Here is a 22,777-nt window from a genome sequence, read left to right on the forward strand (position 1 = left end):
GCCATCTTTCAATTGTGGGATAGCTGGCATGACCCAGATTCTTTCACCTTCTTACATCGTTGATTACGTTAACCATTCGGCGATAGACAAGGCGGCACTCCGCGTGCCGCGCTTGTTGGTCATGGCAATGCTGGGTGGTATCTATATATCGCTGGGCGGCCTGCTGGCCTTGGTGGTTGCAGGTGGTGCAACCGGGTTGCTGGTGGAGAATCCGGGCCTGGACAAACTGTTGTTTGGTGCGGTGTTCCCTGTTGGCTTTATTGCGGTAGTACTTACTGGTGCGGATCTGTTCACCTCCAATTGCGCCACGCAGATGGTGCCGCTCTATCGTAGAGAGGTAAACCCGCCCCAAGTGTTGCGTGTCTGGGGGCTTTCTTATTTCGGCAACATGCTGGGTGCAATTTTTGCGGCATGGGCGTTTGCCTATATGACCGGACTGCTGTCCATGAATCAGCCATGGGCACCCTATGTGTTCAAGTTGGCCGAACATAAGCTTGATGCGCCTTTTGTTGTGGTGTTCATGAAGGGTATTTTGGCCAATATGCTGGTTTGCCTGGCAGCCTGGCAGGGGTATTCGGCCAAGGATACGCTAGGCCGCATGGTGGGTATCTGGGCGCCCGTGATGACGTTTGTCGCATTGGGCATGGAGCACAGCATCGCCAATCTGTTCTTTATTCCTGCTGCGATGATGGGTGGCCTGCACGTCACGGTGGGGGAGTTCGTGGTCAACAACCTGATTCCTGCAACGCTTGGCAATATCGTTGGTGGTGCGGTTTTTATCGGTTTGCCCTATGCCTGGTTGTACAGCGCTACCGATGGCAAGGTGGAAGAGCCGGCAGATACCGATCTGCCATAAGTCGGGATGGATTTGTAATTGCAAAACGGCAGCTCAGGCTGCCGTTTTGTTTGGTCGCCAATGCAAGTGGCGCGATTATTCCATGTCGATCAGTTCGAAATCGTGGGTGATCTCGGCGGTTTTGCCAAGCATGATCGAGGCGGAGCAGTATTTCTCTGCGGATAGCTTGATGGCGCGGGCCACATGCTCGGGCTTGAGGTTCTTGCCGCTGACCTTGAAATGCATGTGGATGCGAGTGAAGACCTTTGGCTCGGTTTCCGCTCTCTCTGCGCTGATTTCGACCTCGCAGCCGCGAATGTCTGCCCGTCCTTTTTTCAGGATGTGAACCACGTCGTAGCTGGAGCAGCCGGCGGTGCCGATCAATAGAAGTTCCATTGGGCGTGGCCCCAGGTTGCGCCCGCCACCTTCCGGTGGCCCGTCCATGACGATGGTATGGCCAGAGCCGGATTCGGCCTTGAAGCTGACGCCGTCGGTCCAGGTCAGGTGCGCTTTCATGGTGTGATCTCCAGATGATGTATTTGATGGTGGTTGATAGATTGTAATAGCGCTTGCTGTTTCGTGGCATGTTCGTGGCTGGAATGATTTGGCGGCAGTGCACAGGATTTTCTTGAAACGACAAATGCTGTGGTGCACAATGAATTGGCATCGAGTGCGAGAGTGCTTGGTGTTGTCTCCTCCATCCTCCTTCTTTGGTGGAATTGACGCAGCCTTTGTCTGAGGGTTGCGTTTTTTTTGGTGCGACCGCCTCCGTCAAATGGGTATGCAATTTTGATTTGACAGAGGCTTGAATCTTTCGCTACAATCCCCGACTTTCTCAAAATCAGAATCGTGGAAGAGCAGTCATGAAAACCTTTTCTGCCAAGCCGCACGAAGTAAAGCGCGAGTGGTTCGTGGTTGATGCCACCGACAAGGTACTCGGCCGTGTTGCGGCTGAAGTTGCCAAGCGCCTGCGTGGCAAGCACAAAGCCGAATACACCCCGCACGTAGATTGCGGCGATTACATCGTGGTGGTGAACGCAGATAAGCTGCGCGTGACCGGCGATAAGGCTGAGTCCAAAATCTACTACCGCCACTCCACCTTCCCGGGTGGTATCTATGAGCGTACCTTCAAGGAAATGCAAGCCAAGTTCCCGGGCCGTGTGCTCGAGAAAGCGGTTAAGGGCATGTTGCCTAAGGGTCCGCTGGGCTATGCAATGATCAAGAAGATGAAGGTTTATGCCGGCAGCGAACATCCGCACGCTGCGCAACAGCCGAAAACTCTGGAACTCTGAGGCGGCGCCTCCTCTAAACTGGAAATGACATCATGGTAGGCAAGTACAATTACGGTACCGGTCGTCGCAAAAGCGCCGTAGCCCGCGTGTTCCTGGCCAAGGGCACTGGCAACATCGTTGTTAACGGTAAGCCGCTCGACCAATATTTTTCGCGTGAAACCGGCCGCATGGTAGTGCGTCAGCCGCTGGTTCTGACCAACAACCTCGAAGCCTTTGACATTCTGGTGAATGTTGTCGGCGGCGGTGAAACTGGCCAGGCAGGCGCTGTTCGTCACGGCATCACCCGTGCACTGGTTGACTACGATGCAGCACTGAAGGGTACCCTGAAGGCTGCTGGTCTGGTTACCCGTGACGCACGTGAAGTTGAACGTAAAAAAGTCGGTCTGCACAAAGCACGCCGTCGCAAACAGTTCTCCAAGCGTTAATCGCTGCTGGATTGCTGTTGCACAAGGCCGCCTTCGGGCGGCTTTTGTGTTTTCTGCGTTGCCGTTTTTTCGGGTAAGATCAAGAGACAGTGTTCAGAAGGATATGGATAGCATGGTCAAGGTTGGTATTGTTGGCGGAACGGGTTATACCGGTGTCGAATTGCTTCGCTTGCTGGCAAGGCATCCGCAGGTTTCCTTGCATGCAGTGACTTCGCGTAAGGAAGCGGGCATGCAAGTCGCTGAAATGTTCCCAAGCCTGCGTGGTCGAGTCTCTTTGGCATTTTCCACGCCCGAAGAAGCCAACCTGGCCAGTTGTGATGTGGTGTTCTTCGCGACGCCGAATGGTATTGCCATGGGACAGGCGCGAGAATTGCTGGATGCTGGGGTAAAGGTAATCGATCTCGCGGCTGACTTCCGGATCAGGGATGTGGCTGAATGGGAAAAATGGTATGGCATGTCGCATGCTTCGCCCGAATTGGTGGCCGAAGCTGTCTATGGCTTGCCGGAAGTGAATCGGGAGCAGATCCGTGGCGCGCGCTTGATTGCCAATCCGGGCTGTTATCCGACCGCTGTCCAATTGGGCCTGCTGCCACTGATCGAAGCTGGTGTGGTGGATGCCTCTGCGCTGATTGCTGATTGCAAGTCAGGTGTATCCGGCGCGGGGCGCAAGGCGGAAGTGCATACCCTGTTTGCCGAGGCGGGTGATAACTTCAAGGCGTACGGCGTGAAGGGGCATCGGCATCTGCCGGAAATTCGCCAAGGCTTGTCGCGTGCCGCGGGCCATGACGTAGGTCTGACGTTTGTGCCGCATCTGACCCCCTTGATTCGGGGGATTCATGCCACGTTATACGCCAGGTTGACCAGGGAGGTCGACGTGCAGGCATTGTTCGAGCAGCGTTATGCGCATGAGGCGTTCGTGGATGTTTTGCCGGTCGGCTCTCATCCGGAAACGCGCTCGGTGCGTGGGGCCAATCTGTGCCGGATCGCAGTTCACCGTCCGCAAGGCGGGGATACGGTGGTAGTCCTTTCCGTGATTGACAATCTGGTCAAGGGAGCCGCAGGCCAAGCAGTACAGAACATGAACCTGATGTTCGGATTGGCGGAAGACTTGGGCCTGGATGTTGTGCCTTTGCTGCCATAAATTGACGGCTGGATGTTGAACTGGGCCAGTTCCGCCCAATATCCATGGGTGAGCAATCGCATGATCAATTGACCCTGAAAAGCTGCGAGTGGATAATCCTAGCTTATTGGTCAACTATTTGGAGCCAGACATGACCACCGAAACCGAAATGCCAAGCCCGTTTGTCTTTACCGACGCGGCTGCGGCAAAAGTGAATGAACTGATCAAGGAAGAAGGTAACCCGGCCTTGAAGCTGCGAGTATTTGTCACCGGTGGTGGCTGTTCTGGCTTCCAGTATGGTTTTACCTTTGATGAAATTGCCAATGACGATGACACATTGGTTGAGAAGAACGGCGTCACACTGCTGGTTGATCCAATGAGCTACCAGTATCTGGTGGGTGCAGAGATCGACTACGTGGAAAGCCTTGAGGGTTCGCAATTCACCATCAAGAACCCGAATGCAGTATCTACTTGCGGATGTGGCTCGTCTTTTTCGGTTTGAGTCCGGAGTCTTGATCCCAGGAAAAGGAAGCCATGTGCTTCCTTTTTTCTTTGGTGCGCCCGGCTGGGCGCACTCACTTGGAGTCGGTATGTCAAAAAAGCTGTTTCTGTATGCCTCGCGCGAAGGGCAAACCCGCAAAATCTGTGAATGCATGGCCGAGGTTTGTCGTATAGAGGGGCATGATGCGGATGTCCATGCGCTGACCGAGCCCAAGCTGAGTGAGATATTGGGACGGTATGATCAGGTGGTAATCGGTGCATCCATCCACTATGGCCATTTCCCGCAGGTGTTGTACCGCTTCATCCGGGAGAATCAGCAAAGTCTGGCCGTGCGTTCGAATGCTTTCTTTGGCGTGAATCTGACAGCGCGCAAGCCTGGCAAGGATACGCCACACGGCTCAAGCTATATGCGCAAGTTTATGCGCAAGTCCTCCTGGCAGCCGCAAAAGTTGGCGGTTTTCGCCGGTGCGCTCCTTTACAGCCGCTACACTTGGTATGACCGCATGATGATTCGCTTCATCATGCAGATTACGGGTGGGCCGACAGATGTCAGTCGGGATGTTGAATTCACAGACTGGGCGAGGGTCAGGTCGACGATGCAGGAGTGGCTGAAATCCTGATGGGAGGGCACGATGTTCGAATCGGCGGAGCTGGGCCACAAGGTGGATCGGGAGTTGTTCAGGGCTGAAGAGGCAACACTGCGCCAGGCGTTGTTGGATGCGCAATATCGCTTGCTGGAACGATCGGATTTTCAGGTGGTGGTGATGTTTTGCGGTGTGCCAACTGCAGGCAAGGGGGAAATGGTCAACCTGCTCATGGAGTGGATGGATCCCCGGCATATCACTACGCATGCGTTTGGTCAGCCCAACGATGAGGAACGCTGCCGGCCTCCCATGTGGCGCTATTGGCGCACGCTGCCGCCCAAAGGCAAAATCGCATTCCTGTTTGGTGGTTGGTATGCCGACCCGCCTTGGAATTATCTGGATACGCACGATGAACTGCTTTTCCGATTGCATATTGACCGGATAGCACATGTCGAGAAGATGCTCGCGGACGAAGGTATCCTGTTGTTGAAGTTTTGGCTGCATTTAAGCAGGGGCGCACTGGAAAAACGGCTCAAGAAGTATGTCGATGACAAGGTGACAGCCTGGCGTGTGACGGACGAGCATCGCCTGTTTTTGCGGCATTATGAGTCAATTGTTGACGCCAGCCGGACCATGCTGACGCATACCAATACTGCGCTGGCGCCTTGGCGCGTGGTGGAAGGTACGGATGCCAACTATCGCGCACTCGAGATCGGCAGGCAGATGCTGGAGGCCATCAACCAGCACTTGAGCCGGAACTCTGTGCGTCAGGCCCGTGTCGATGTCGCCCAGTTGCAGTTGCCTGTCGATGGTTTGCGCCTGCTGGACAGGCTGCCGACTGATGCGATACTGGAGCGGGATGATTACAAGCAGCGACTGGAGAAGTTGCAAGGGCGTCTGAATTTATTGACGCGCGAGCCCGAGTTCCAGCGCATGTCGGTAGTTGTCGTTTTCGAGGGCATGGATGCGGCAGGCAAGGGCGGTGCGGTGCGCCGCATCACTGCGGCATTGGATGCGCGCCAGTATCGTGTTGTGCCGATTGCAGCGCCGACAGATGAAGAGAGGGCTCAGCCCTACCTGTGGCGTTTCTGGCGCTATATCCCGCCGCATGGCCATATCACGATTTTCGATCGTTCCTGGTATGGACGAGTCCTGGTCGAGCGAATAGAAGGATTTGCATCGCGTGCGGACTGGATGCGTGCCTACGGTGAAATCAATGAATTTGAAGCGCAGCTCGATGATGCCAATGCCATTGTGGTGAAGTTCTGGCTGGCAATCAGCAAAGAGGAGCAACTGGCAAGATTCCAGGAGCGAGAGCAGACGCAATGGAAGCGTTTCAAGATTACGGAAGATGATTGGCGCAACCGGGAGAAGTGGGATGACTACATCACGGCAGCAAGCGACATGATTGACCGCACTGCTACCAGGCAAGCAGCCTGGCACATGATTCCGGCTGACAATAAAAATTATGCCCGCATCCGCGTGCTTGAAATTTTGTGTGATGCCATCGAGGGGCGCGTGAAGCACAGAGAAAAGAAAATGGCGGCTGGGTGACGCAGGCCCGTTTGCTCTAGTAACATGCGGGACCGGGGAGAGAATGAAGAATCATGGCCGATTGGAGTATCTGGAAAGCGTTAGAGGAGTGGCGTAACCGCCGGCACGAACTCGATCCGCTGTTTGCCAGAGCGGGCGTCGCGCCCGAAATTGAATCGGCAGTCAATCTGGTATGTGTGAACCTACGCCGGCAAACGCCTACCCCGCCCCTTGTCACTGGCGACAAATATCGTGACGAGGAAGAGTTTGGTCGTTTCTATCAGGGATATTTCCGTCATTTCGATGATGGTTTCCAGCGTGCGGAAACCTTGCTGCGTTTGCCCTGGGTGCCAGAGGCCTCGCCAATTGCCGAGCAGATCCGTAGCGAAATTGCCATGCTGCGGCAACGGTTGCAGGAAAATCCTGGACGCAATCCTGGCTGTGGCAGGCTGGAAGTCTTGCTGCAGCAGTATGCAAGCCTGAATTTTTCGGATTTGCCACAGTTGGCTGATGTATTGGCCCAGCGCAAGCGCGAATTGATTGATATCGCAGGTTATCCATTGTTGGTCCAGCATGCCTCGGCTGATCCTGCAGGCAATGCGATGGCGCCGGTTTCCAGTGCTGCCTTCCAGCAGGCTTTGGCAGAAAAACTTAATCAGTACCTGAATACCCCCTGGTTGCATAATCGTGTGCTCAGCCATGCCTACATGCAAATGTCCATGGATAGTGCGTGCAGTCGCAGCAAAAGTGATGTGCAGGACGACACACGTTTGCAATCGGCGGTTGGCCACCGCTGGCCAACCTTGTCGATTTTATTGCCAGGCAGAGAGCATGTGGATCAGTTGTGGTATCTCCTGCTGGCCATTTTTGCCATTACTGCAGTATTTCTGGAAATGTGGTGGGTGGCCCTGCCATTGATTGTCTGGCTCAATTTTTCTATTGGTGCGCACCGGCGCGAGCGCCAGCAGATTGACGCCTATCGAGCCGAGTTGCTGCGGCGTTATCAGGGTTTGAAGCGTTTGCGGGATCGTTTTTCTGCAGGTCAGCTGAGTCTGGAAAGCCTGGTGTTTCAGCTGCGCCAATCGGCAGAGTGGCAGGAGTATTTTGACGAATTGGTCTACGAGCTGCCGCTATTGCACCAGCATGAAGCTTGAGACGGAAAAAAGCCCGGTTGCCCGGGCTTTGTTGTCATGCGCTGGCGAAAAATCAGCCTTCCATGGTGCCGGCGCCAATATTGAAGCCGCCGTCGACATACATGATTTCGCCGGTGATGCCGGAAGCCAGCGGCGAGAGCAGGAAGGCCGTCGCATTACCGACTTCCTCAATCGTTACATTGCGACGCAGCGGCGTGCCTGCGGCAGCGGCATTGAGCAGTTTGGAGAAGTTGCCAATGCCTGCGGCAGCCAGTGTCTTGATCGGGCCGGCAGATATGCCGTTGACACGAATGCCTTGTGCGCCCAGTGCCGCAGCCATATAGCGAACATTGGCTTCCAGGCTGGCCTTGGCCAGGCCCATCACGTTGTAGTTGGGCACAGCGCGCTCAGCGCCAAGGTAGGTCAGTGTCACGAGCGCAGCCTCTTCGCTCAGCATCGGGCGGGCAGCCTTGGCCAGAGCAGCAAAGCTGTAAGAGCTGATGTCATGGGCAATCTTGAAAGCTTCGCGGCTGACGGCGTCGAGGTAATCGCCCTTGAGCGCTTCGCGCGGTGCAAAGCCGATCGAATGCACGAGACCATCAAGTTTGTCCCAGCGCTTGCCCAGTTCGGTAAATACGTCGGCAATCTGTTCGTCACTGGCGACGTCGCACGGCAGTACGATGTCCGAATCAAATTCCTTGGCAAGATCAACCACGCGCTGACGCAGATCTTCGTTGGCGTAGGTGAAAGCGAGTTGGGCACCTTCGCGTTTTGCGGCCTGCGCGATGCCATAGGCAATCGAACGATTTGAGAGCAAACCGGTAATCAGGATCTTTTTGTTGGCAAGAAAGCCCATGGACACGTCCTTACTATTTTTCAAACAGGTCGGATTATAGACGAAACCGGCTCATAACGGTTTCAGGTAGTTGTTTACTCGACGGCATAAGGCAGGCTGAGCAGAGTCAGTGCCGGGCCGGTCAAGCTGCCAAGGTGCAGACCGTGTTCCAGGCTCGACATCTGGCAGACTATCAATGCCTCCCAGCTGTTGGCGCCGTTCATGCTCGCGCAGAGGATTTTCCCCGAGGGTTGGCCATTCATCTCCGAACTGAAAACATCCTGCCCGGCCTCGACTGTGTCTGTCTGGAGTTGGGCCCGATACATGCGTCGTTTGACCTTGCCGAGATAGCGGGTACGCGCCACGATTTCCTGGCCGGGGTAACAGCCTTTGGTGAAACTCACCGCGCCGATCAGGTCGAGATTAGTCATCTGCAGCACGAACTCTTCCTGCGTGGCGGTGCCAATCCAGGGGATGCCGGCACGGATGTCCGAAAGCTGCCACAGCGCTGGTGATGCCGGCGTACAGCCAGCCTGGACGAGTTGTTGCCAAAGGCGCGGGGCGCTATCGGGCATGGCAACAAATTGGAAGCGTTTGCCTGGAAGTGAAGCAAGGCTGTATTCCTCGGCATGCAGCACGGAGAGTTCGGTGCCGGGTGCAATGCCGGTGATTTGCTGGACAATGGCTTCTGCCCTGGGGCCGGCCAGCCCGATCAATGCACGCTCGCTGGTAGCATCAATACACCGAGTCTTGCTGCGCATGATGAACATGGACAGGCGCTTTTGCATGGCGGAAACCAGCTCGTTCGACAGTTGCAGCCAGTAATCACCTTGCTGGCGGAATATCAGGAAAGATGCCAGCATGCGCCCCTTGGGCGTGGAGTAGCTCGAATACTGTGCCGAATTTTCGCTGAGGGCTTTTACATCGCTGGATAGCTGTCCATGCAGAAAAGACGGGGAGTCTTCACCGCTGAAGCGCAGCAGGCCGGCAGGGGTGATCTGGCAGACAATTGCGCTGTTTTCCATGGCTGTCAGTGCGGTAGCATTATCTGCAAGTGTGATGGTGGCGGGAGGGTTCATGCGTTTCTCCATGGCGGGTTGTTATCATGGGCGCAGTATATCGTCACCGGTAGATAAGGACTCTGGCAAATCGACATCTGTTTCCGGTTGCGGGCGCCAACTTCCTCCTGATTGCAGTTCCGGCGCGGCCAGCGTGCCGGAAAAAGTCAGCTGGGTGCTGGCAGCAAGAGCGTTGTCACCCAGTGCGACACGGGCACCGCCGGATAGTTGCCCGTCACGGATGGCCAGACTCCCTTGGGCGCGCAATTTCCCGGCATCGAGTTGCAGCTGACGCAGGTGAATGGCATCGGCATCAAGGGTGATAACGCCGTCCAGCCGGTCGAACCTTGTTTGTCCGCCGTGCTGGATGGTTTGTGCTGTGCTTGATTTGAGCGGGCTGACCAGATCGATATTGTGCAGAGTGCCGTCCGCAATCGAAAACTGACCCTGCAATATCGGGCGGTCGAGCAATGACGGGTAGTTACTGGCCTTGAATCGGAACATGGCTTTCCCTTGCAGTTTGCCGCTGGCGCGGGTGCTGGGGTTGAATACCGACAGAAACGGTTCAGCCTGAATGTTTTTGCCCTGGATATTCCCGGTCAACAGCCATTCCTTGTCCCAGCTTAATTTTGCGCTGCCGCTTATTTGGCCGTTGTACAGTCCTGCCTGCAAATCCGTGATGTGCAGCAGTTCACGTTCAAGTATGCCTTGCAGGGTAAGGTACTCAAGGATTACGGGATGGTTGTCGAAGGGTTCCCAGTGTTTGGCTGAGAGCTGGATGGAAAAGCCGCCCGAAGGTTTGGGTTGCAGGTGCAACGATAGCTTTTCATCTGGACTGCCGACATTGATGCTGTGGAAAAGACCCGCATCACTGAATTCGAACTGGGCGCGCAATGCCCCCAGCTTCTGCTCGCCCAGCTGGATGTTGCCATTGGTGATGACCAGCCTCTTCAGCGGAAGCTGGAGCTGGCCGCTATCGATCCGGTCGCGCCATGCTTGTACGAACCGGGGAGAAACGGTGACATCCTGCAGATGTATTTCGTGCAGATGCTGGCCGAATCCCAACAGGTTGCGTACGGTCAGCGGAATGCGGAGCTGACCGATGCTGGCACTGGCGGGCCCTTCAATATCCATCTGATGCAGGATGAGTGCTGGCGCAGGCAAGTACCGAAAATCAATGGTTTTGATCTGGACGGGTTCTTGCAGCATGCGCCCGAGGCGTTCTTTGATTGGAGAACGAAGCTGCCCGAAAGGGAAGATTGCCGGTAGCAACAGGAGGCTGAGCGCCAGCAAGACAAACAGCATCCAGCGTACAGAGATTCTTTTCATTTTCGGAAATCCTTAACAAAAGCTTGACACGTACCGGGCGGGGCACTAACATGCGCACCTCATCGATTCCTCGATAGCTCAGTCGGTAGAGCGACGGACTGTTAATCCGCAGGTCCCTGGTTCGAGCCCAGGTCGGGGAGCCAAAATACCAAGGGGTTGGCCAAAAAGCCAGCCCCTTTGTTTTTGTATGCGCAACTGGGGGAGCACCCTCCGGATGCATTCCCCCTTTGATGTGCCACGACTGTTTAATCGGATAGCTTTTGCAGAAGTTTGGCATGAATGCCGCCAAAGCCACCGTTCGACATGACCAGAATATGGTCTCCGGGCCGTGCGGTTTCACAGATGGCACCCACAAGCGCATCAAGATCATTCATACAGCAGGCTTTGTTGCCCAGCGACGCAAGCGCTTCGGCTGGATCCCAGCCTAATCCCGCCCCATAGCAGAAAACCAGGTCTGCCTGCTGCAGGCTGTGGGGCAGTTGCGCCTTCATGGTGCCAAGCTTCATGGTATTGGAACGGGGTTCTAGCACCGCCAGAATGCGCTCTTTGCCGACCTTGTGGCGCAAGCCGGCAATCGTGGTGGCAATGGCGGTCGGATGGTGGGCGAAGTCATCGTAAACTGTGATGTCGCGGATTTTCCCCTTTATTTCCATGCGCCGCTTTACGTTCTGGAATTGCGCCAGCGCAGCAATGCCCACCTCAAGCGGCACGCCGACATGACGTGCTGCTGCAAGCGCGGCGAGCGCGTTCATCTGGTTGTGCCTTCCCAGGAGAGCCCAGTGTACCTGCCCTTGCACCTTGTCTTGCCATAGCACTTCAAAACCGTCTGCGCAGGCCTGGCCGATTGACCAGCCTTGCTCTGTGCCGAAGGTTTCGACTTCACTCCAGCAGCCGCGCGCTAGCACGTTTTGCAGGCTTTGCTCGTTGGCATTGACGATCAGGCGGCCGTTGCCGGGCACGGTACGCACCAGATGGTGGAATTGGGTTTCGATTGCAGCGATGTCCGGAAAAATGTCAGCGTGATCAAATTCCAGGTTGTTCAGGATGGCGGTGCGCGGGCGGTAATGTACGAACTTCGAACGTTTGTCGAAAAAAGCCGTATCGTATTCGTCGGCCTCAATGACAAAAAAAGGCGAGCGACCACCGCTTTCCTGGCGTGGTTCTCCTGGCAGGCGGGCCGAGATGCCAAAATTTTCCGGAATGCCACCCACGAGAAAACCGGGCGCCAGGCCGGCGTATTCAAGAATCCAGGCCAGCATCGAAGATGTGGTGGTTTTTCCGTGTGTACCAGCAACAGCCAGTACCCATTTGCCAGCGAGCAGATGCTCGCCCAGCCATTGCGGGCCGGACGTGTAGGGTAGTCCGCGATTAAGAATTTCTTCCATCAGCGGGTTGCCCCGCCGCACGACATTGCCGATCACGAACAAATCGGGCTGCAAGGCGAGTTGCTGCGTATCCCAGCCTTCGATCAGTTCGATCCCGAGCGCTTCCAGCTGGTTCGACATCGGCGGATAGACATTGGCATCACAGCCGGTGACGCGATGTCCGGCTTCGCGTGCCAGTGCAGCGATTCCCCCCATGAAAGTGCCGCAAATGCCCAAAATATGGATATGCATGAATATTGTCCTGATACGTGGTGTTTTGAGTGGCTGTTGGCTACAATCGGCCGCGCGTTTGTAAGCTTTGTTTTTTGAAATTTGCCAGTCTTTGAAAAGGTTTATCCTGTATGCCCAGCACCGCTTCGGTGAACCCCGTTGAAATTGCCCGGATTGCACTCAAGCGGTTGACTGAGCGCGGCCTGCCGCCAACTCCTGAAAATTATGCGCAATTCTACAATGCCATCGTCACGATCAAGTCACCGGAAAGCAAAAGTCCGGGTGAGATCCAGCTGGCTTGGGAAATACTGTACCGCATGGATGATCTGCTTGAGGAAGCCAATGCAGCAACGGTCAAGTTGCTCGATGCATTGGAAGGCAGCGGCGCCGATATGGCCGCCAGCCTGGGCGCATTGCACGGCGTGCGGCGGGCGCATTCCGAGCGGCGCCATACCGCGGACGAGGCGCATTCGGCCTTGGAAGCATTGCTGAACCAGATTATTCGATCCACGCATGATGTGCATTCCACCGTGACCACTTCGCATGATGATCTGCAGCTGATTCGCAGCTCGATCATGCATATCGAGGAAGACTTGTCGTTCAGCCGCAAGATGCTTGAGCAGGATCCTTTGACCGGTGCATTCAATCGCCAGGGGCTGGACCATCTGTTGTTGCGTGAGGTCAAGCGTGCCCGGCGCGCAGATGGCAGGCTGTCGGCGGTGATGCTGGAAATCGACGATTTCAGCCAGGTGCAGGACCGCTTGGGGAGCGATACCTGTGATCAGCTCTTGCTGCATTTCAGCAATCTGGCCAAGGCCGTGCTGCGCGAGTCGGATTTGCTGGTTCGCTACGGCATGGATGAGTTTCTGTTGCTGTTGCCGGAAACCGATCTGTCCGGCACACGCTATGTTGCCGAGCGTTTACGTCTGGTTTGTGGCAACACACCTCTCATCCATAAAAGCCAGCGTGTCGAGATACGTTTCTCGGCCGGTGCGGCAGCGCTGAAAAGTGATGAAAACGGGCGCGCGCTCATCCTGCGTGCGGATGAGGCCTTGCACCAGGCCAAGCACAGCGGTCGCGGCAAACTAGAGATTGCACAATAACCGTCGAGCAAGACTGTCCGCCTGATGAAGCAGGTTCTAGCTTCTCCAGAATGCAGGCGTGAACAGAACCAGCACTGAGAATACCTCCAGCCGGCCCAGCAGCATGGCAAAGCTGCATAACCATGTCTGGAAATCGGTCAGGGCGATGTAGTTGCTGTCCGGGCCAACCATGCCCAGCCCCGGCCCTGCATTGCCGATGCAGGCGATGACTGCGGTAAAGGCCGAGAGCACATCCATGCCGCTTGCCATCAAAACGAATGTCATGAGCAGCGCGCTCAATACAAACAGGAATACAAATCCCAGCACCGCAAAGATGATGCTTCCTGGCACAATCATGCCACTGACACGCAGCGGCTGTATGGCGCGCGGGTGCAGCAGGGTGACCATTTGCCGGTAGGCTTCGCGTGACAGGATGATGGCGCGTACCATCTTGACGCCACCGCCGGTTGAGCCAGCACAGGGCAGCACACAGCATAGCAGCAGGATGGTCAGTGAGGCATATAGCGGCCATTGCCCATAGTTCATGCTGGCAAAGCCACAACCCGTTCCCAGTGAAACCAGATTGAACAAAACATGGCGAAAAACCAGCCATGGATCGCTGTAAAAACCGTGCCAGAGCATCAATCCACAGAGCAGCAGCAGCGTTATGATCAAGGTAAGAAAGAACCCCTTGAATTCGGAATCGCGCAGGTAGATGCCAAAATCACGCTTGCTGAGCACCAGATAGTGTGTGGCAAAGTTGATACCTGCCACCAGCATGAAGAAAACCAGAATTCCCTCAACCACCGGTGAATTGTAAAAGCCGACACTTGCGTCATGCGTGGAAAATCCGCCCAGGCTCATTGCGGCAAAGGCATGACACACTGCATCCAGCCAAGAGAGACCAGCCGTTTTCAGGGCGAGTGTGCATAGTAACGTGATGCCAGCGTAGACCAGCCACAGGTTTCGCGCGGTGGCATGGATGCGTGGCGTGAGTTTGGCTTCTTTCATCGGCCCTGGTGTTTCGGCCTTGAACAGCTGCATGCCGCCGACCCCCAGCATGGGCAAGATGGCCACTGCCAGCACGATGATCCCCATGCCGCCGATCCAGTTCAGCAGGTGGCGCCAGATGTTGATCGATGCGGGCAGGTTGTCCAGGCCGATAAATACTGTCGCACCGGTCGTGGTGAGTCCGGACATGCTTTCAAAATAGGCATCGGTGAAGCTCAAATCGGTTTTGAACAGCATCAATGGTAGTGACGCCGCCGCTGCCATCAGAGTCCACAGGCCCACTACCAGGAAAAAACCGTCACGTGGCTGCAGTTCGCGCTTGAAACGGTGTGTCGCCGCGATCAGAACCAAGCTGCCCAGCAGCAACAAGCCCAATGATTCGATCAGCGGTACCAGGCCCGCATCCTTGCCATAGTAGGCGACGCCAATCGGTACCAGCAGCGACAATGAAAACAGAGCCAGGACCTTGAACAGAACATTCAGAACTGGCAGCAGGCGATAGTGGATACGCATCAGAAAAAGCCCAGCTTCACGGCAAACAAACGCTCGATATCACGAATGTGACGTTTGTCGTCGACGAATACGACGATATGGTCATTGTTTTCGATCTGTGTGTCGTGGTGCGCCATCAACACCTCGTCACCGCGCACGATTGCAGCCAGGCAGGCGCCTGCAGGCAGATCAATATCTTCGATCTTGCGGCCCACGACCCGGGAGGTGGATGGATCCCCGTGCGCCACGATTTCCAGGGCTTCGGCCGCGCCGCGCCGCAGGTTGTGTGCAGCGAGAATGTCGCCCTGGCGTACTAGGGTCAGCAAGGGGCCGATGGTGATCTTGGCTGGCGAAAAGGCCACATCGATGCGCCCCCCCTGCAGTAAGTCGATATAGGGTTCGCGGTTGATGATGGCCACGACCTTGCGGGCACCCATCTGTTTGGCCAGCAATGATGACATGATGTTGCTTTCATCATCCGAGGTCAGGGCCAGATACAGATCTGCGCGATCGATCTGTTCGGCCTCCAGCAATTTTTCGTCAGCCGCATCGCCGTGCAATATCAATGTTTTGTGCAGGCGTTCAGCCAGCCAATCTGCCCGCGCGCGATTCTTTTCGATCAGTTTGACCTGATAGTGGTCCTGCAGCAGGCGTGCGACGCGGTGGCCAACATTGCCACCACCGGCAATGGTAATCCGTTCTACCTTCGATTCTTTGTTGTGCAGAATCTCGATCACCTTGTCGGCGTATTTGGTGGCAACCAGAAAAAATACTTCATCGCCCGCGAGCAGCATGGTATCTCCGTCGGGAACGACACGCTTGCCGTTACGGTAGATGGCAACAATGCGCCGGTCGATTTTGGGTAGCAGTTGATCAAGGCTGGATAGCGGTTTGCCTTCCATGCGCACGCCTTCGCTTACCTTGACCACGATCAGGCGCAGTTTTCCTTCAGCAAAGAATACGGCCTGCAATGCTTCCGGACGGCTGGCCAGATCGGCCAGGTGCTCGGAAACAACCTGCGCCGGCGAGATCACATGATTGATGGCGAAATTCTGCTCGTTCCAGAGTTTGGGTTGCTTGTGGTACTCGGCCTCGCGTACCCGCGCGAGCCGGGTAGGAATCTGGAATAGCTCGTAGCCGATCTTGCAGGCCACCATATTGACTTCATCGATCGGGGTGACTGCCAGCATCAGGTCTGCGTCGGCAGCGCCGGCTTCACGTAAGGTGGCGGGCGATGATGGATAACCCGCTACCGTGCGCAAATCGAGCTGATCTTGCAGCGGTTTCAGATTGGCAGGATTTTCGTCGACAATGGTGACATTGTGCTGTTCCAGCACCAGTTGTTGCGCAACGGTACTACCGACCCGACCCGCGCCGACGATCAGAATGTTGGCCATGACTATTGTTCCTCCGCGCCATTCTTGCCCTTGCGCGGCATCTGGATGCCAAGCTGCTTGAGCTTGCGATACAGATGGGTGCGTTCCAGCCCGATACGCTCTGCCACGCGACTCATGTTGCCGTTGGCCAGCTCAATCTGGCGCTCTAGGTAATAGCGTTCAAATTGGTCACGTGCCTCCCGCAAGGGGAGGTCAAGATCGAACAAGGGGGAGGAGGCCTCCGGTTGGGGCAGCGTTTGCGGTTGCGGCGTGTCCTCGTTGCTCTGCGGAGCGAGCTGTGCAAGCAAGCGCCGCACCGGGCCGATATCGATCTCTTCTTCCCGACTGGTCATGGCCAAACTCTTCACAACACTTGCGAGCTGGTCATGATTGCCGGGCCAGCTCTGCTTGGCCAATATCTGCAAGGCAGCCGGGCTGAAGCGCCTGGTGCCGGACATGTTGTTCGTGCCCATCTGGCTGAGCAGGGCTGTAATGAGCGCCGGTATGTCTTCAGCCTGATCGCGCAAGGCCGGAATGGGCACGATCAACTGGGTGATCTGGCGCATGAGCTCTGCATCGAAGTGTGTGCCAAGTTCCCCCAGTGGCCGGCTGCAGGCCAATACCAGACGCACCCGGTTTTTCTCAAGTTTGGGCAGAATGGCGGCCAGCCCAGCCAGGGTTTTGGCATCCATATGGGCAATGTCACGCAGGAACAGCGTGCCACTGCTGGCCTTGTTCAGCAGTTCTTGTGGTGCCAGTGCCAGTTCTTCATGCGAATTGGGCATCACGAAGGGTGTATCGGGGGCTGACAGGTAACGTGCACAGGTTTCGAAGCTTACACCGGGCTCTCCTGCCAGCATGACTGGCAGCGGCTGGCGTGTGGTGCGGTCCAATATTTCCTGCAATTCGCGAATCGCAGGTGCTTGTCCGAGTGCAGACAGGTTCAGCGCCGCAGCCGCTTTGTTGCCCTGATGAGCGAATGCCCGTTTAACCACGGTGAGCAGCTTTTGCAGGCCAATGGGCTTTTCAAGGAAATCCAGTGCGCCGATGCGCGTTGCTTCCACCGCGGTGTCGATGGTGGCGTGGCCGGACATCATGATGACAGGCATGGTGAGCTGCCCGTTGCGGGACCATTCCTTCAGGAGCGTGACGCCATCCGTGTCCGGCATCCAGATATCCAGTAATACCAGCCGTGGTTCGGCCTGGTTGCGATAGCGCCGTGCTGCTTCAGCGTTTTCGGCGCAGACAACGGCGTACCCTTCGTCCTGCAGAATTTCCGACAATAGTTCGCGAATGCCGACTTCATCGTCGACGATCAGTATTTCATGCTTGGCCATGTGATGCTTCCTCCCAGAGCGGCAGATCCAGGCGCACAAAGGCGCCACCGGTATCCCGGTTCCCGATCTGGATGTGTCCTTGATGCTCTTCCACTATTTTCTTCACGATGGCGAGGCCCAATCCGGTTCCCTTGCTCTTGCTGGTGACATAGGGCTCAAAAACCCGTGGCAACAGTTCCGGATTGAAGCCTGGGCCGCTGTCTTCAATGATCAGCCTGACCCAACGCTCATCTTTTTCCGTGCGTATGTTGATCTGCTTGGTTGGCGCCTCCTGTATGGCATCTTGCGCATTTTGCATCAGATTGTGGATGACCTGACGCAAATGTGTCATGTCACCGCATACCATCAAAGATTCATCCGTGTTTTTTTGTCGGATGATCGGGGATGTCTCGTACAGTACCAATACTTCGTTGATCAGTTTTTGCAGATCCAGCGGCTTTTTCTTGCCGGTGGGTTTGCGTGCGTAATCACGGAAGGCATCCACCATCTGCTTGAGCGCGCCAACCTGCTTGACGATGGTCTGCGTGTTGCGCGCGAGCAGTTCGGCCCCGGCAGAATCCAGGCGGCTGGAGAGTTTGTGCTCCAGGCGTTCTGCTGCAAGCTGGATTGGCGTGAGCGGGTTTTTGATTTCATGTGCGAGTCGTCGCGCAACTTCGCCCCAGGCTGCGTCACGCTGTGCGGCCAATAGGTCGGTAATGTCGTCGAATACCAGTACGTAACCGCGATGGCCGGGGTTGTCGTCCTGTGTGCTCAGGCGCGTACCGTGCACCAGCAGTACGCGAGTTGTACCGGCCAGCTCGATCTGACCCTGCCAGACATCCGCCTGCTGGACAAACCCGTCAGGAATCCGTTCGCAGAACGGGGTCAGGGCTGGGAAATTCTGCGACCATTCCATCAGTTGCGTACTGCCCAGCTGTTCCGGGTTGATGCCCAGTATATCCAGCGCGCTCTGGTTGGCAGACTGTAGTTGCCATTGCTCGTTGAAGGAAAGCACCCCTGCCGAAAGCGAACCAAGGATGGCTTCGACATAGGCCTTGGCTGCGGCCTGCTCTTCCTGATGGTGTTCCAGCTTGCTGCGTGCCTCACCCAGTTGCCGTGTCATGCGGTTGAAAGAGTGGGTCAGAATACCCAGTTCGTCACGACTCACAATTGGTTGTTGTTGACTGTAATCGCCTTGCGCGACGGCGCGCGTACCCTTGGCCAGATGCGAAAGCGGGGCGGCAATCTTGTCCGACAGATAAATCGCCAGTGCCAGTGCGCCGAGCAAGGCCATAAGCAGGGCAACCGTGAGCGTCAGGCTGTAGAGCATCTTGAGGCCACGGCGCGACTGGGAAAGCGTCTTGTAGTCATTGCGTACCTGCTCGACCAATTCCGCATCCGCGGCCAATTGCGTTGGTACGGGCTGAATAACCTGCAAGACCCTATCACGCTGGCTGATGTCGATACTGGGGATGCGCGCCACGACGCGCATGCTCAAGCCTTTGCCCGCCGGTTTCTCTACGGCACGGAAGGCGTCACGTGCGGCCTGACGAATGGTTTGTCGATCAGGCATGACGGGAATCAGGCTGGCGTTTTCATTGCCGACATGCGCCAGGAGTTGGCCGGTTTCCTCGAACAGGGAGATTTCCTGTGCGCCCATCTGTTCCCGCAAGCGTGACAACCGGCTGGGTGAGGGGGGCTCTATTTCATCGCGCAGATCCAGGGCTGCGAGTTTCGTCTTGCGTGCCAGATCGGAGAGCTGGTATTCGATGGCACTGTTGCCCAGATTCAAGCCACGATCCAGGGCGTTATCGACATGCACATCAAACCATGTTTCGATACTTCGGTTGAGAAACTGCACTGACAGGGTGTAGACAAGCGCACCGGGAAAGATTGCCACCAGGGCAAACATGAGGACCATGCGCAGCATCAGGCGCGAGCCGAACACTTTTTTGCGCACGTGTCGCTGCAATTGCAGCAATCGCATGCCTACCAGGATCGATAGACCACCCAGCACCAGCAGGTTGAACCAAAGCAGGCTATCAAAGTAATCGGCAAAGGCGGAAGTGTTGCCGGTTGCTGTGGCCTGCAAAAAGATCGCGATCGCGCCGACTGATGCCAGCAGCAACAGTAGATAGCGTTTCATGGTTGTGCACCTTCTGCAGTCATCACGCTAAGGTCGATCCATGCTGAACCGATATGCCAATCCTGCTGGCCGATTGCTGCAAGCTGATAGGGCTTGGGTAATTGCGACAGGTCCAGTCGCAGGCGTATCCGTCCGGCAAAATCATGCGGGTCCTGCGCAAGGCTGGAATCGGCCAGTACTTGCCAGCCACTGACGATGCCCACTGCGGTCAGTGCATCGGTCAGGGAGTTGAATGTGCGCGACAATCCGCCGGAACTGACCCGATATTGCCTGGTGAGGGCTTGGTATCCCAGGCGCAGTGTCAGTGTTTCAGTGGGCGTGAACCAGTCGGAAAGCTGGCGCATCCATGCTTGCAGCCGTGGTTTGGTGAGCTGGAATTCAAGCTGGAACGGCAGGACCAGTCCATTTTGCAGTGACTGTTCAAGAATGGGGGACAGTTGGATGCGAAAACGACTGGAAATCTCGATCCGGTTATCCGTGAATGTCGCCACTGCTTTTTGCGAGTCGATTCCGCTGGCCAGGCAGGGGTTGGCGGTGATCAGCACAAACGCCAAGGTCGCCAGGCGAGCGAACTTAAGCAGATTTGCAAAATAGCGCGTAATAAAAGCCATCGTGTTCCGGGGTTGGCAGTAATTGCCCATCTGCAGCTATCCATTCCGGCAATGCCAGTCTTTGGGCATCCGGATGCCGTGCAGCAAAGGCTGCTGCTGCCTCGGCGTTTTCTGCCGGAAAAACCGAGCACGTAGCGTATAGGAGTTTTCCTCCTTTCGCCAGCAGAGGCCAAAGGGCGTCGGCCATTGCTTCCTGTTGTCGGGCAAAAGCGGCAAAGTCGCCAGGGCGGCGTAGCCATTTGATGTCGGGATGGCGGCGTGCGACTCCGGAGCCAGAGCAAGGCACGTCAGCCAGAATGCGATCAAATGGCTTACCATCCCACCACTGCGATGGATGTGCAGCGTCTCCCGCCTTTAATTGTGCTTGCAGATGCAGGCGTTGCAGGTTCTGTCGGACGCGATCCAGGCGTGCATCGTTGATGTCCAGTGCCAGCACATCAACCGTGGCCAGTTCGAGAATATGGCCGCATTTCCCGCCGGGTGCTGCACAGGCATCGAGCACGTGCTGTCCGTCGTGGAGATCCAGCAGATGTGCGGCAAGTTGTGCACCATAGTCTTGAACGGATACCCAGCCGTCAAAAAAATGCGGGAGCAAGTTAACGCTCACTGGCTGAGCAAGTTGGATCGCCTCAAATCCCAGCGCCCGAGCGTCGATTCCTGCCTCGCCGAGGATGGCCAAATAGTTCTCGACCGTTGTTTTGCGCCGGTTTACCCGTAGTGTCATGGGGGGGTGCTGATTGTTGCAGTCCAGTATCTGCTGCCACTGTGCCGGGTAGGCTTGCTGCATGGTATCCAGCCACCATTCGGGATGCGAGTAGCGACCTGCTGCGGTACGGCTGGCCTGGCGGAGCAGTTCATCTCGATTGCGTAGGAAGTTGCGCAGGATGGCATTCACCAGTCCCTTCCCCATGCCCTTTCCGGTGTGGCTTGCGACCTTGACTGCATGATCCACTACTGAGTAAGGGGCGGCACGCGTAAATTGGAGTTGATACAGGGCTGTCAGCAGGAGTGCGTGCAACTCGCGTTCATGCAGGGGCTTGCGCAGGAGCTGACTCAATATTTGCTTGAGCAGTCCCAGATTACGCAGCGTGCCGAAACAAATGTCCTGAATGGCACCGCGCTGTTGCGCGGACAACTCAGGTTGCTGCTGCCACATCGTGGCCAGCAGTTCGTCAAGATTGCGTCCGTCAAGCACGGCCAGGATGGTGGCGCTGGCATTTTTTTGGATCAGGAACATTGAATATTCGCGCGCAGGTCACGGAGTCGATGTGAATTGGCGTGATTGTAAGAGCTTGTCTGCGATCTGTCGCGATAAGCTATCGCTGGGGTGATGGCAGACGCATGATCATGCCTTCGCGGCAAGACTAATGAAGTGGTCATTTATAACAAAAGGGGATCGACAGTTGCTGTCAATCCCCCGATTGGTAGAGTGTTGTTCTGAAATGTTTTCTTAATAAGGAAGCTGACCGCTTGCCATGGCTTGCAGGCGTTCGATGCGGTCTGCGGTCTTCGGGTGGGTGCGGAAAAGACCGTCAATGCCTCCGCCCGTCAATGGATTGATGATCATCATCTGCGCTGTTTCCGGATGCGCTTCAGCTGCGTACATGGGAATCCCCTGTGCATAGGCCTCGATTTTTGCCAGGGCATTGGCTAGCGACATTGGGTCTCCACTGATACGGGCGCCGCCAGCGTCGGCGCCGAATTCCCTGGCGCGCGAGATTGCCATCTGGATCAGCGAGGCGGCCAGCGGAGCCAGAATTGCTATCAATATTCCGGCTATGGGGTTGGCTGGGCGACCGTTTTCATCGCGGCCGCCAAAGAACATTGCAAAGTTGGCAAGTGCGGATATGGCACCGGCCATGGTGGCGGAAATTGTGGAGATCAGGATGTCGCGATTCTGTATATGCGCCAGTTCGTGCGCCATGACGCCGCGCAATTCCCGGTAGCTGAGCATGCGCATGATGCCTGTGGTAGCGGCTACTGCAGCATGCTCCGGGTTGCGGCCCGTGGCAAAGGCATTGGGCTGGTCTTCTTCAATTACATATACGCGCGGCATCGGTAGTCCGGCGCGTCCCGCCAGTTCGCGAACCATGCCATACAGCTCTGGTGCGGTAGTTTCGTCCACCTCGTGCGCGTTATACATGCGCAACACCATCTTGTCCGAGTTCCAGTAGGCAAATACATTCATTGCGCCGCCGAAGAGCAGTGCAAGCAGCATGCCGTTCTTGCCACCGAGTAATCCTCCAACAAACATGAAAAGAGCCATGATGGCAGCCATCAGGATTGTTGTTTTCAACCAGTTATTCATTATGGTGTTCCTAGTAGTCTGAACAACTGATTAGATGGCGTTGCGGCTGAATAATTCAAGAATTGATCGAGTGGCGAACTCTGGTGGGTGGTGTGATCCGATCAGGAGTGAGACGGCTTCGATAGCAATTTTTTAAAAAATTCACAAAAAGTGTTTGACAGGCCTAAACCCTGTGCCCATAATGCGCACCTCTTT

The 22,777-nt window shown here is 56.0% G+C and carries 20 protein-coding genes, 1 tRNA gene and 1 pseudogene; 10 read left to right on the forward strand and 12 right to left on the reverse strand.

Going from position 1 to position 22,777, the window contains the following annotated elements; all coding sequences use genetic code 11:
* The first annotated feature begins 28 nt into the window (after positions 1 to 28).
* Positions 29 to 856: a formate/nitrite transporter family protein gene (locus AC0KVQ_RS00430; protein ID WP_473419130.1), complete on the forward strand. Its 828-nt coding sequence runs from the start codon at positions 29 to 31 to the stop codon at positions 854 to 856.
* A 75-nt stretch (positions 857 to 931) separates the two neighbouring features.
* Here the strand turns inward: AC0KVQ_RS00430 and AC0KVQ_RS00435 are convergent, their stop codons facing one another.
* A complete protein-coding gene (locus AC0KVQ_RS00435) occupies positions 932 to 1,351 on the reverse strand; it encodes an OsmC family protein (RefSeq protein WP_473419131.1) in 420 nt (139 codons plus the stop codon).
* Between the two features lie 347 nt (positions 1,352 to 1,698).
* Between AC0KVQ_RS00435 and rplM the strand changes: the two genes are divergently transcribed.
* The 7 genes from rplM to AC0KVQ_RS00470 all read left to right on the forward strand — a co-directional run bounded on the left by rplM (position 1,699) and on the right by AC0KVQ_RS00470 (position 7,444).
* Positions 1,699 to 2,127: a 50S ribosomal protein L13 gene (gene rplM, locus AC0KVQ_RS00440; RefSeq protein ID WP_473419132.1), complete on the forward strand. Its 429-nt coding sequence runs from the start codon at positions 1,699 to 1,701 to the stop codon at positions 2,125 to 2,127.
* A 32-nt stretch (positions 2,128 to 2,159) separates the two neighbouring features.
* Positions 2,160 to 2,552: a 30S ribosomal protein S9 gene (rpsI, locus tag AC0KVQ_RS00445; RefSeq protein WP_473419133.1), complete on the forward strand. Its 393-nt coding sequence runs from the start codon at positions 2,160 to 2,162 to the stop codon at positions 2,550 to 2,552.
* 103 nt (positions 2,553 to 2,655) lie between these two features.
* Positions 2,656 to 3,693 carry an N-acetyl-gamma-glutamyl-phosphate reductase gene (gene argC, locus AC0KVQ_RS00450; RefSeq protein WP_473419134.1) on the forward strand — a complete coding sequence of 346 codons (1,038 nt, stop codon included), beginning with the start codon at positions 2,656 to 2,658 and terminating at the stop codon, positions 3,691 to 3,693.
* Between the two features lie 130 nt (positions 3,694 to 3,823).
* Positions 3,824 to 4,174, forward strand: a complete 351-nt coding sequence (erpA, locus tag AC0KVQ_RS00455) for an iron-sulfur cluster insertion protein ErpA (RefSeq protein WP_473419135.1) — start codon at positions 3,824 to 3,826, stop codon at positions 4,172 to 4,174.
* The gene (hemG, locus tag AC0KVQ_RS00460; RefSeq protein WP_473419136.1) at positions 4,131 to 4,793 is read left to right on the forward strand and encodes a menaquinone-dependent protoporphyrinogen IX dehydrogenase; all 663 of its coding nucleotides are present in this window, start codon (positions 4,131 to 4,133) and stop codon (positions 4,791 to 4,793) included. Before erpA ends, hemG begins: the two co-directional genes overlap by 44 nt.
* 12 nt (positions 4,794 to 4,805) lie before the next feature.
* Positions 4,806 to 6,311, forward strand: a complete 1,506-nt coding sequence (gene pap / locus AC0KVQ_RS00465; RefSeq protein WP_473419137.1) for a polyphosphate:AMP phosphotransferase — start codon at positions 4,806 to 4,808, stop codon at positions 6,309 to 6,311.
* A 53-nt stretch (positions 6,312 to 6,364) separates the two neighbouring features.
* Positions 6,365 to 7,444: a hypothetical protein gene (locus tag AC0KVQ_RS00470; protein ID WP_473419138.1), complete on the forward strand. Its 1,080-nt coding sequence runs from the start codon at positions 6,365 to 6,367 to the stop codon at positions 7,442 to 7,444.
* A gap of 52 nt (positions 7,445 to 7,496) precedes the next feature.
* On the opposite strand, the gene fabI is transcribed toward AC0KVQ_RS00470, so the two are convergent.
* The 3 genes from fabI to AC0KVQ_RS00485 form a co-directional block, all read right to left on the reverse strand.
* Positions 7,497 to 8,279: an enoyl-ACP reductase FabI gene (gene fabI, locus AC0KVQ_RS00475; RefSeq protein WP_473419139.1), complete on the reverse strand. Its 783-nt coding sequence runs from the start codon at positions 8,277 to 8,279 to the stop codon at positions 7,497 to 7,499.
* Between the two features lie 74 nt (positions 8,280 to 8,353).
* Positions 8,354 to 9,337: a CAF17-like 4Fe-4S cluster assembly/insertion protein YgfZ gene (gene ygfZ / locus AC0KVQ_RS00480; RefSeq protein WP_473419140.1), complete on the reverse strand. Its 984-nt coding sequence runs from the start codon at positions 9,335 to 9,337 to the stop codon at positions 8,354 to 8,356.
* Between the two features lie 24 nt (positions 9,338 to 9,361).
* On the reverse strand, positions 9,362 to 10,645 hold the full coding sequence (locus AC0KVQ_RS00485) for a translocation/assembly module TamB domain-containing protein (protein ID WP_473419141.1): 1,284 nt from the start codon (positions 10,643 to 10,645) through the stop codon (positions 9,362 to 9,364).
* Between the two features lie 67 nt (positions 10,646 to 10,712).
* Between AC0KVQ_RS00485 and AC0KVQ_RS00490 the strand changes: the two genes are divergently transcribed.
* A tRNA-Asn gene (locus AC0KVQ_RS00490) sits at positions 10,713 to 10,788 on the forward strand.
* Between the two features lie 102 nt (positions 10,789 to 10,890).
* On the opposite strand, the gene mpl is transcribed toward AC0KVQ_RS00490, so the two are convergent.
* A complete protein-coding gene (gene mpl, locus AC0KVQ_RS00495; RefSeq protein ID WP_473419142.1) occupies positions 10,891 to 12,261 on the reverse strand; it encodes a UDP-N-acetylmuramate:L-alanyl-gamma-D-glutamyl-meso-diaminopimelate ligase in 1,371 nt (456 codons plus the stop codon).
* 110 nt (positions 12,262 to 12,371) lie between these two features.
* Here mpl and AC0KVQ_RS00500 point away from each other — a divergent pair, with 110 nt between their 5' ends.
* Positions 12,372 to 13,343 carry a GGDEF domain-containing protein gene (locus AC0KVQ_RS00500; RefSeq protein WP_473419143.1) on the forward strand — a complete coding sequence of 324 codons (972 nt, stop codon included), beginning with the start codon at positions 12,372 to 12,374 and terminating at the stop codon, positions 13,341 to 13,343.
* A 36-nt stretch (positions 13,344 to 13,379) separates the two neighbouring features.
* Here AC0KVQ_RS00500 and AC0KVQ_RS00505 read toward each other — a convergent pair whose 3' ends face one another.
* From AC0KVQ_RS00505 to htpX, 7 genes and pseudogenes are all read right to left on the reverse strand, one after another.
* Positions 13,380 to 14,846, reverse strand: coding sequence for a TrkH family potassium uptake protein (locus tag AC0KVQ_RS00505; protein ID WP_473419144.1), 1,467 nt, complete (start codon positions 14,844 to 14,846; stop codon positions 13,380 to 13,382).
* Positions 14,846 to 16,222, reverse strand: coding sequence for a Trk system potassium transporter TrkA (trkA, locus tag AC0KVQ_RS00510; RefSeq protein ID WP_473419145.1), 1,377 nt, complete (start codon positions 16,220 to 16,222; stop codon positions 14,846 to 14,848). The genes AC0KVQ_RS00505 and trkA overlap by 1 nt, the downstream gene beginning before the upstream one ends.
* Positions 16,223 to 16,224: 2 nt before the next feature.
* The gene (locus tag AC0KVQ_RS00515) at positions 16,225 to 17,538 is read right to left on the reverse strand and encodes a sigma-54-dependent transcriptional regulator (RefSeq protein WP_473419146.1); all 1,314 of its coding nucleotides are present in this window, start codon (positions 17,536 to 17,538) and stop codon (positions 16,225 to 16,227) included.
* A complete protein-coding gene (locus tag AC0KVQ_RS00520) occupies positions 17,525 to 19,663 on the reverse strand; it encodes a sensor histidine kinase (protein ID WP_473419147.1) in 2,139 nt (712 codons plus the stop codon). Before AC0KVQ_RS00520 ends, AC0KVQ_RS00515 begins: the two co-directional genes overlap by 14 nt.
* Positions 19,660 to 20,274: a DUF4390 domain-containing protein gene (locus tag AC0KVQ_RS00525; RefSeq protein ID WP_473419148.1), complete on the reverse strand. Its 615-nt coding sequence runs from the start codon at positions 20,272 to 20,274 to the stop codon at positions 19,660 to 19,662. Before AC0KVQ_RS00525 ends, AC0KVQ_RS00520 begins: the two co-directional genes overlap by 4 nt.
* Positions 20,237 to 21,514 (reverse strand): annotated as a pseudogene (gene rsmB / locus AC0KVQ_RS00530) (16S rRNA (cytosine(967)-C(5))-methyltransferase RsmB); the annotation flags it as partial. The pseudogene rsmB and the gene AC0KVQ_RS00525, both read right to left, overlap by 38 nt.
* Before the next feature lie 210 nt (positions 21,515 to 21,724).
* Positions 21,725 to 22,582 (reverse strand): zinc metalloprotease HtpX, encoded by an 858-nt coding sequence (gene htpX, locus AC0KVQ_RS00535; RefSeq protein WP_473419149.1) that lies wholly within the window; start codon positions 22,580 to 22,582, stop codon positions 21,725 to 21,727.
* Positions 22,583 to 22,777: the final 195 nt, after the last annotated feature.

The sequence above is a fragment of the Formivibrio sp. oc-25 genome, from assembly GCF_055810895.1.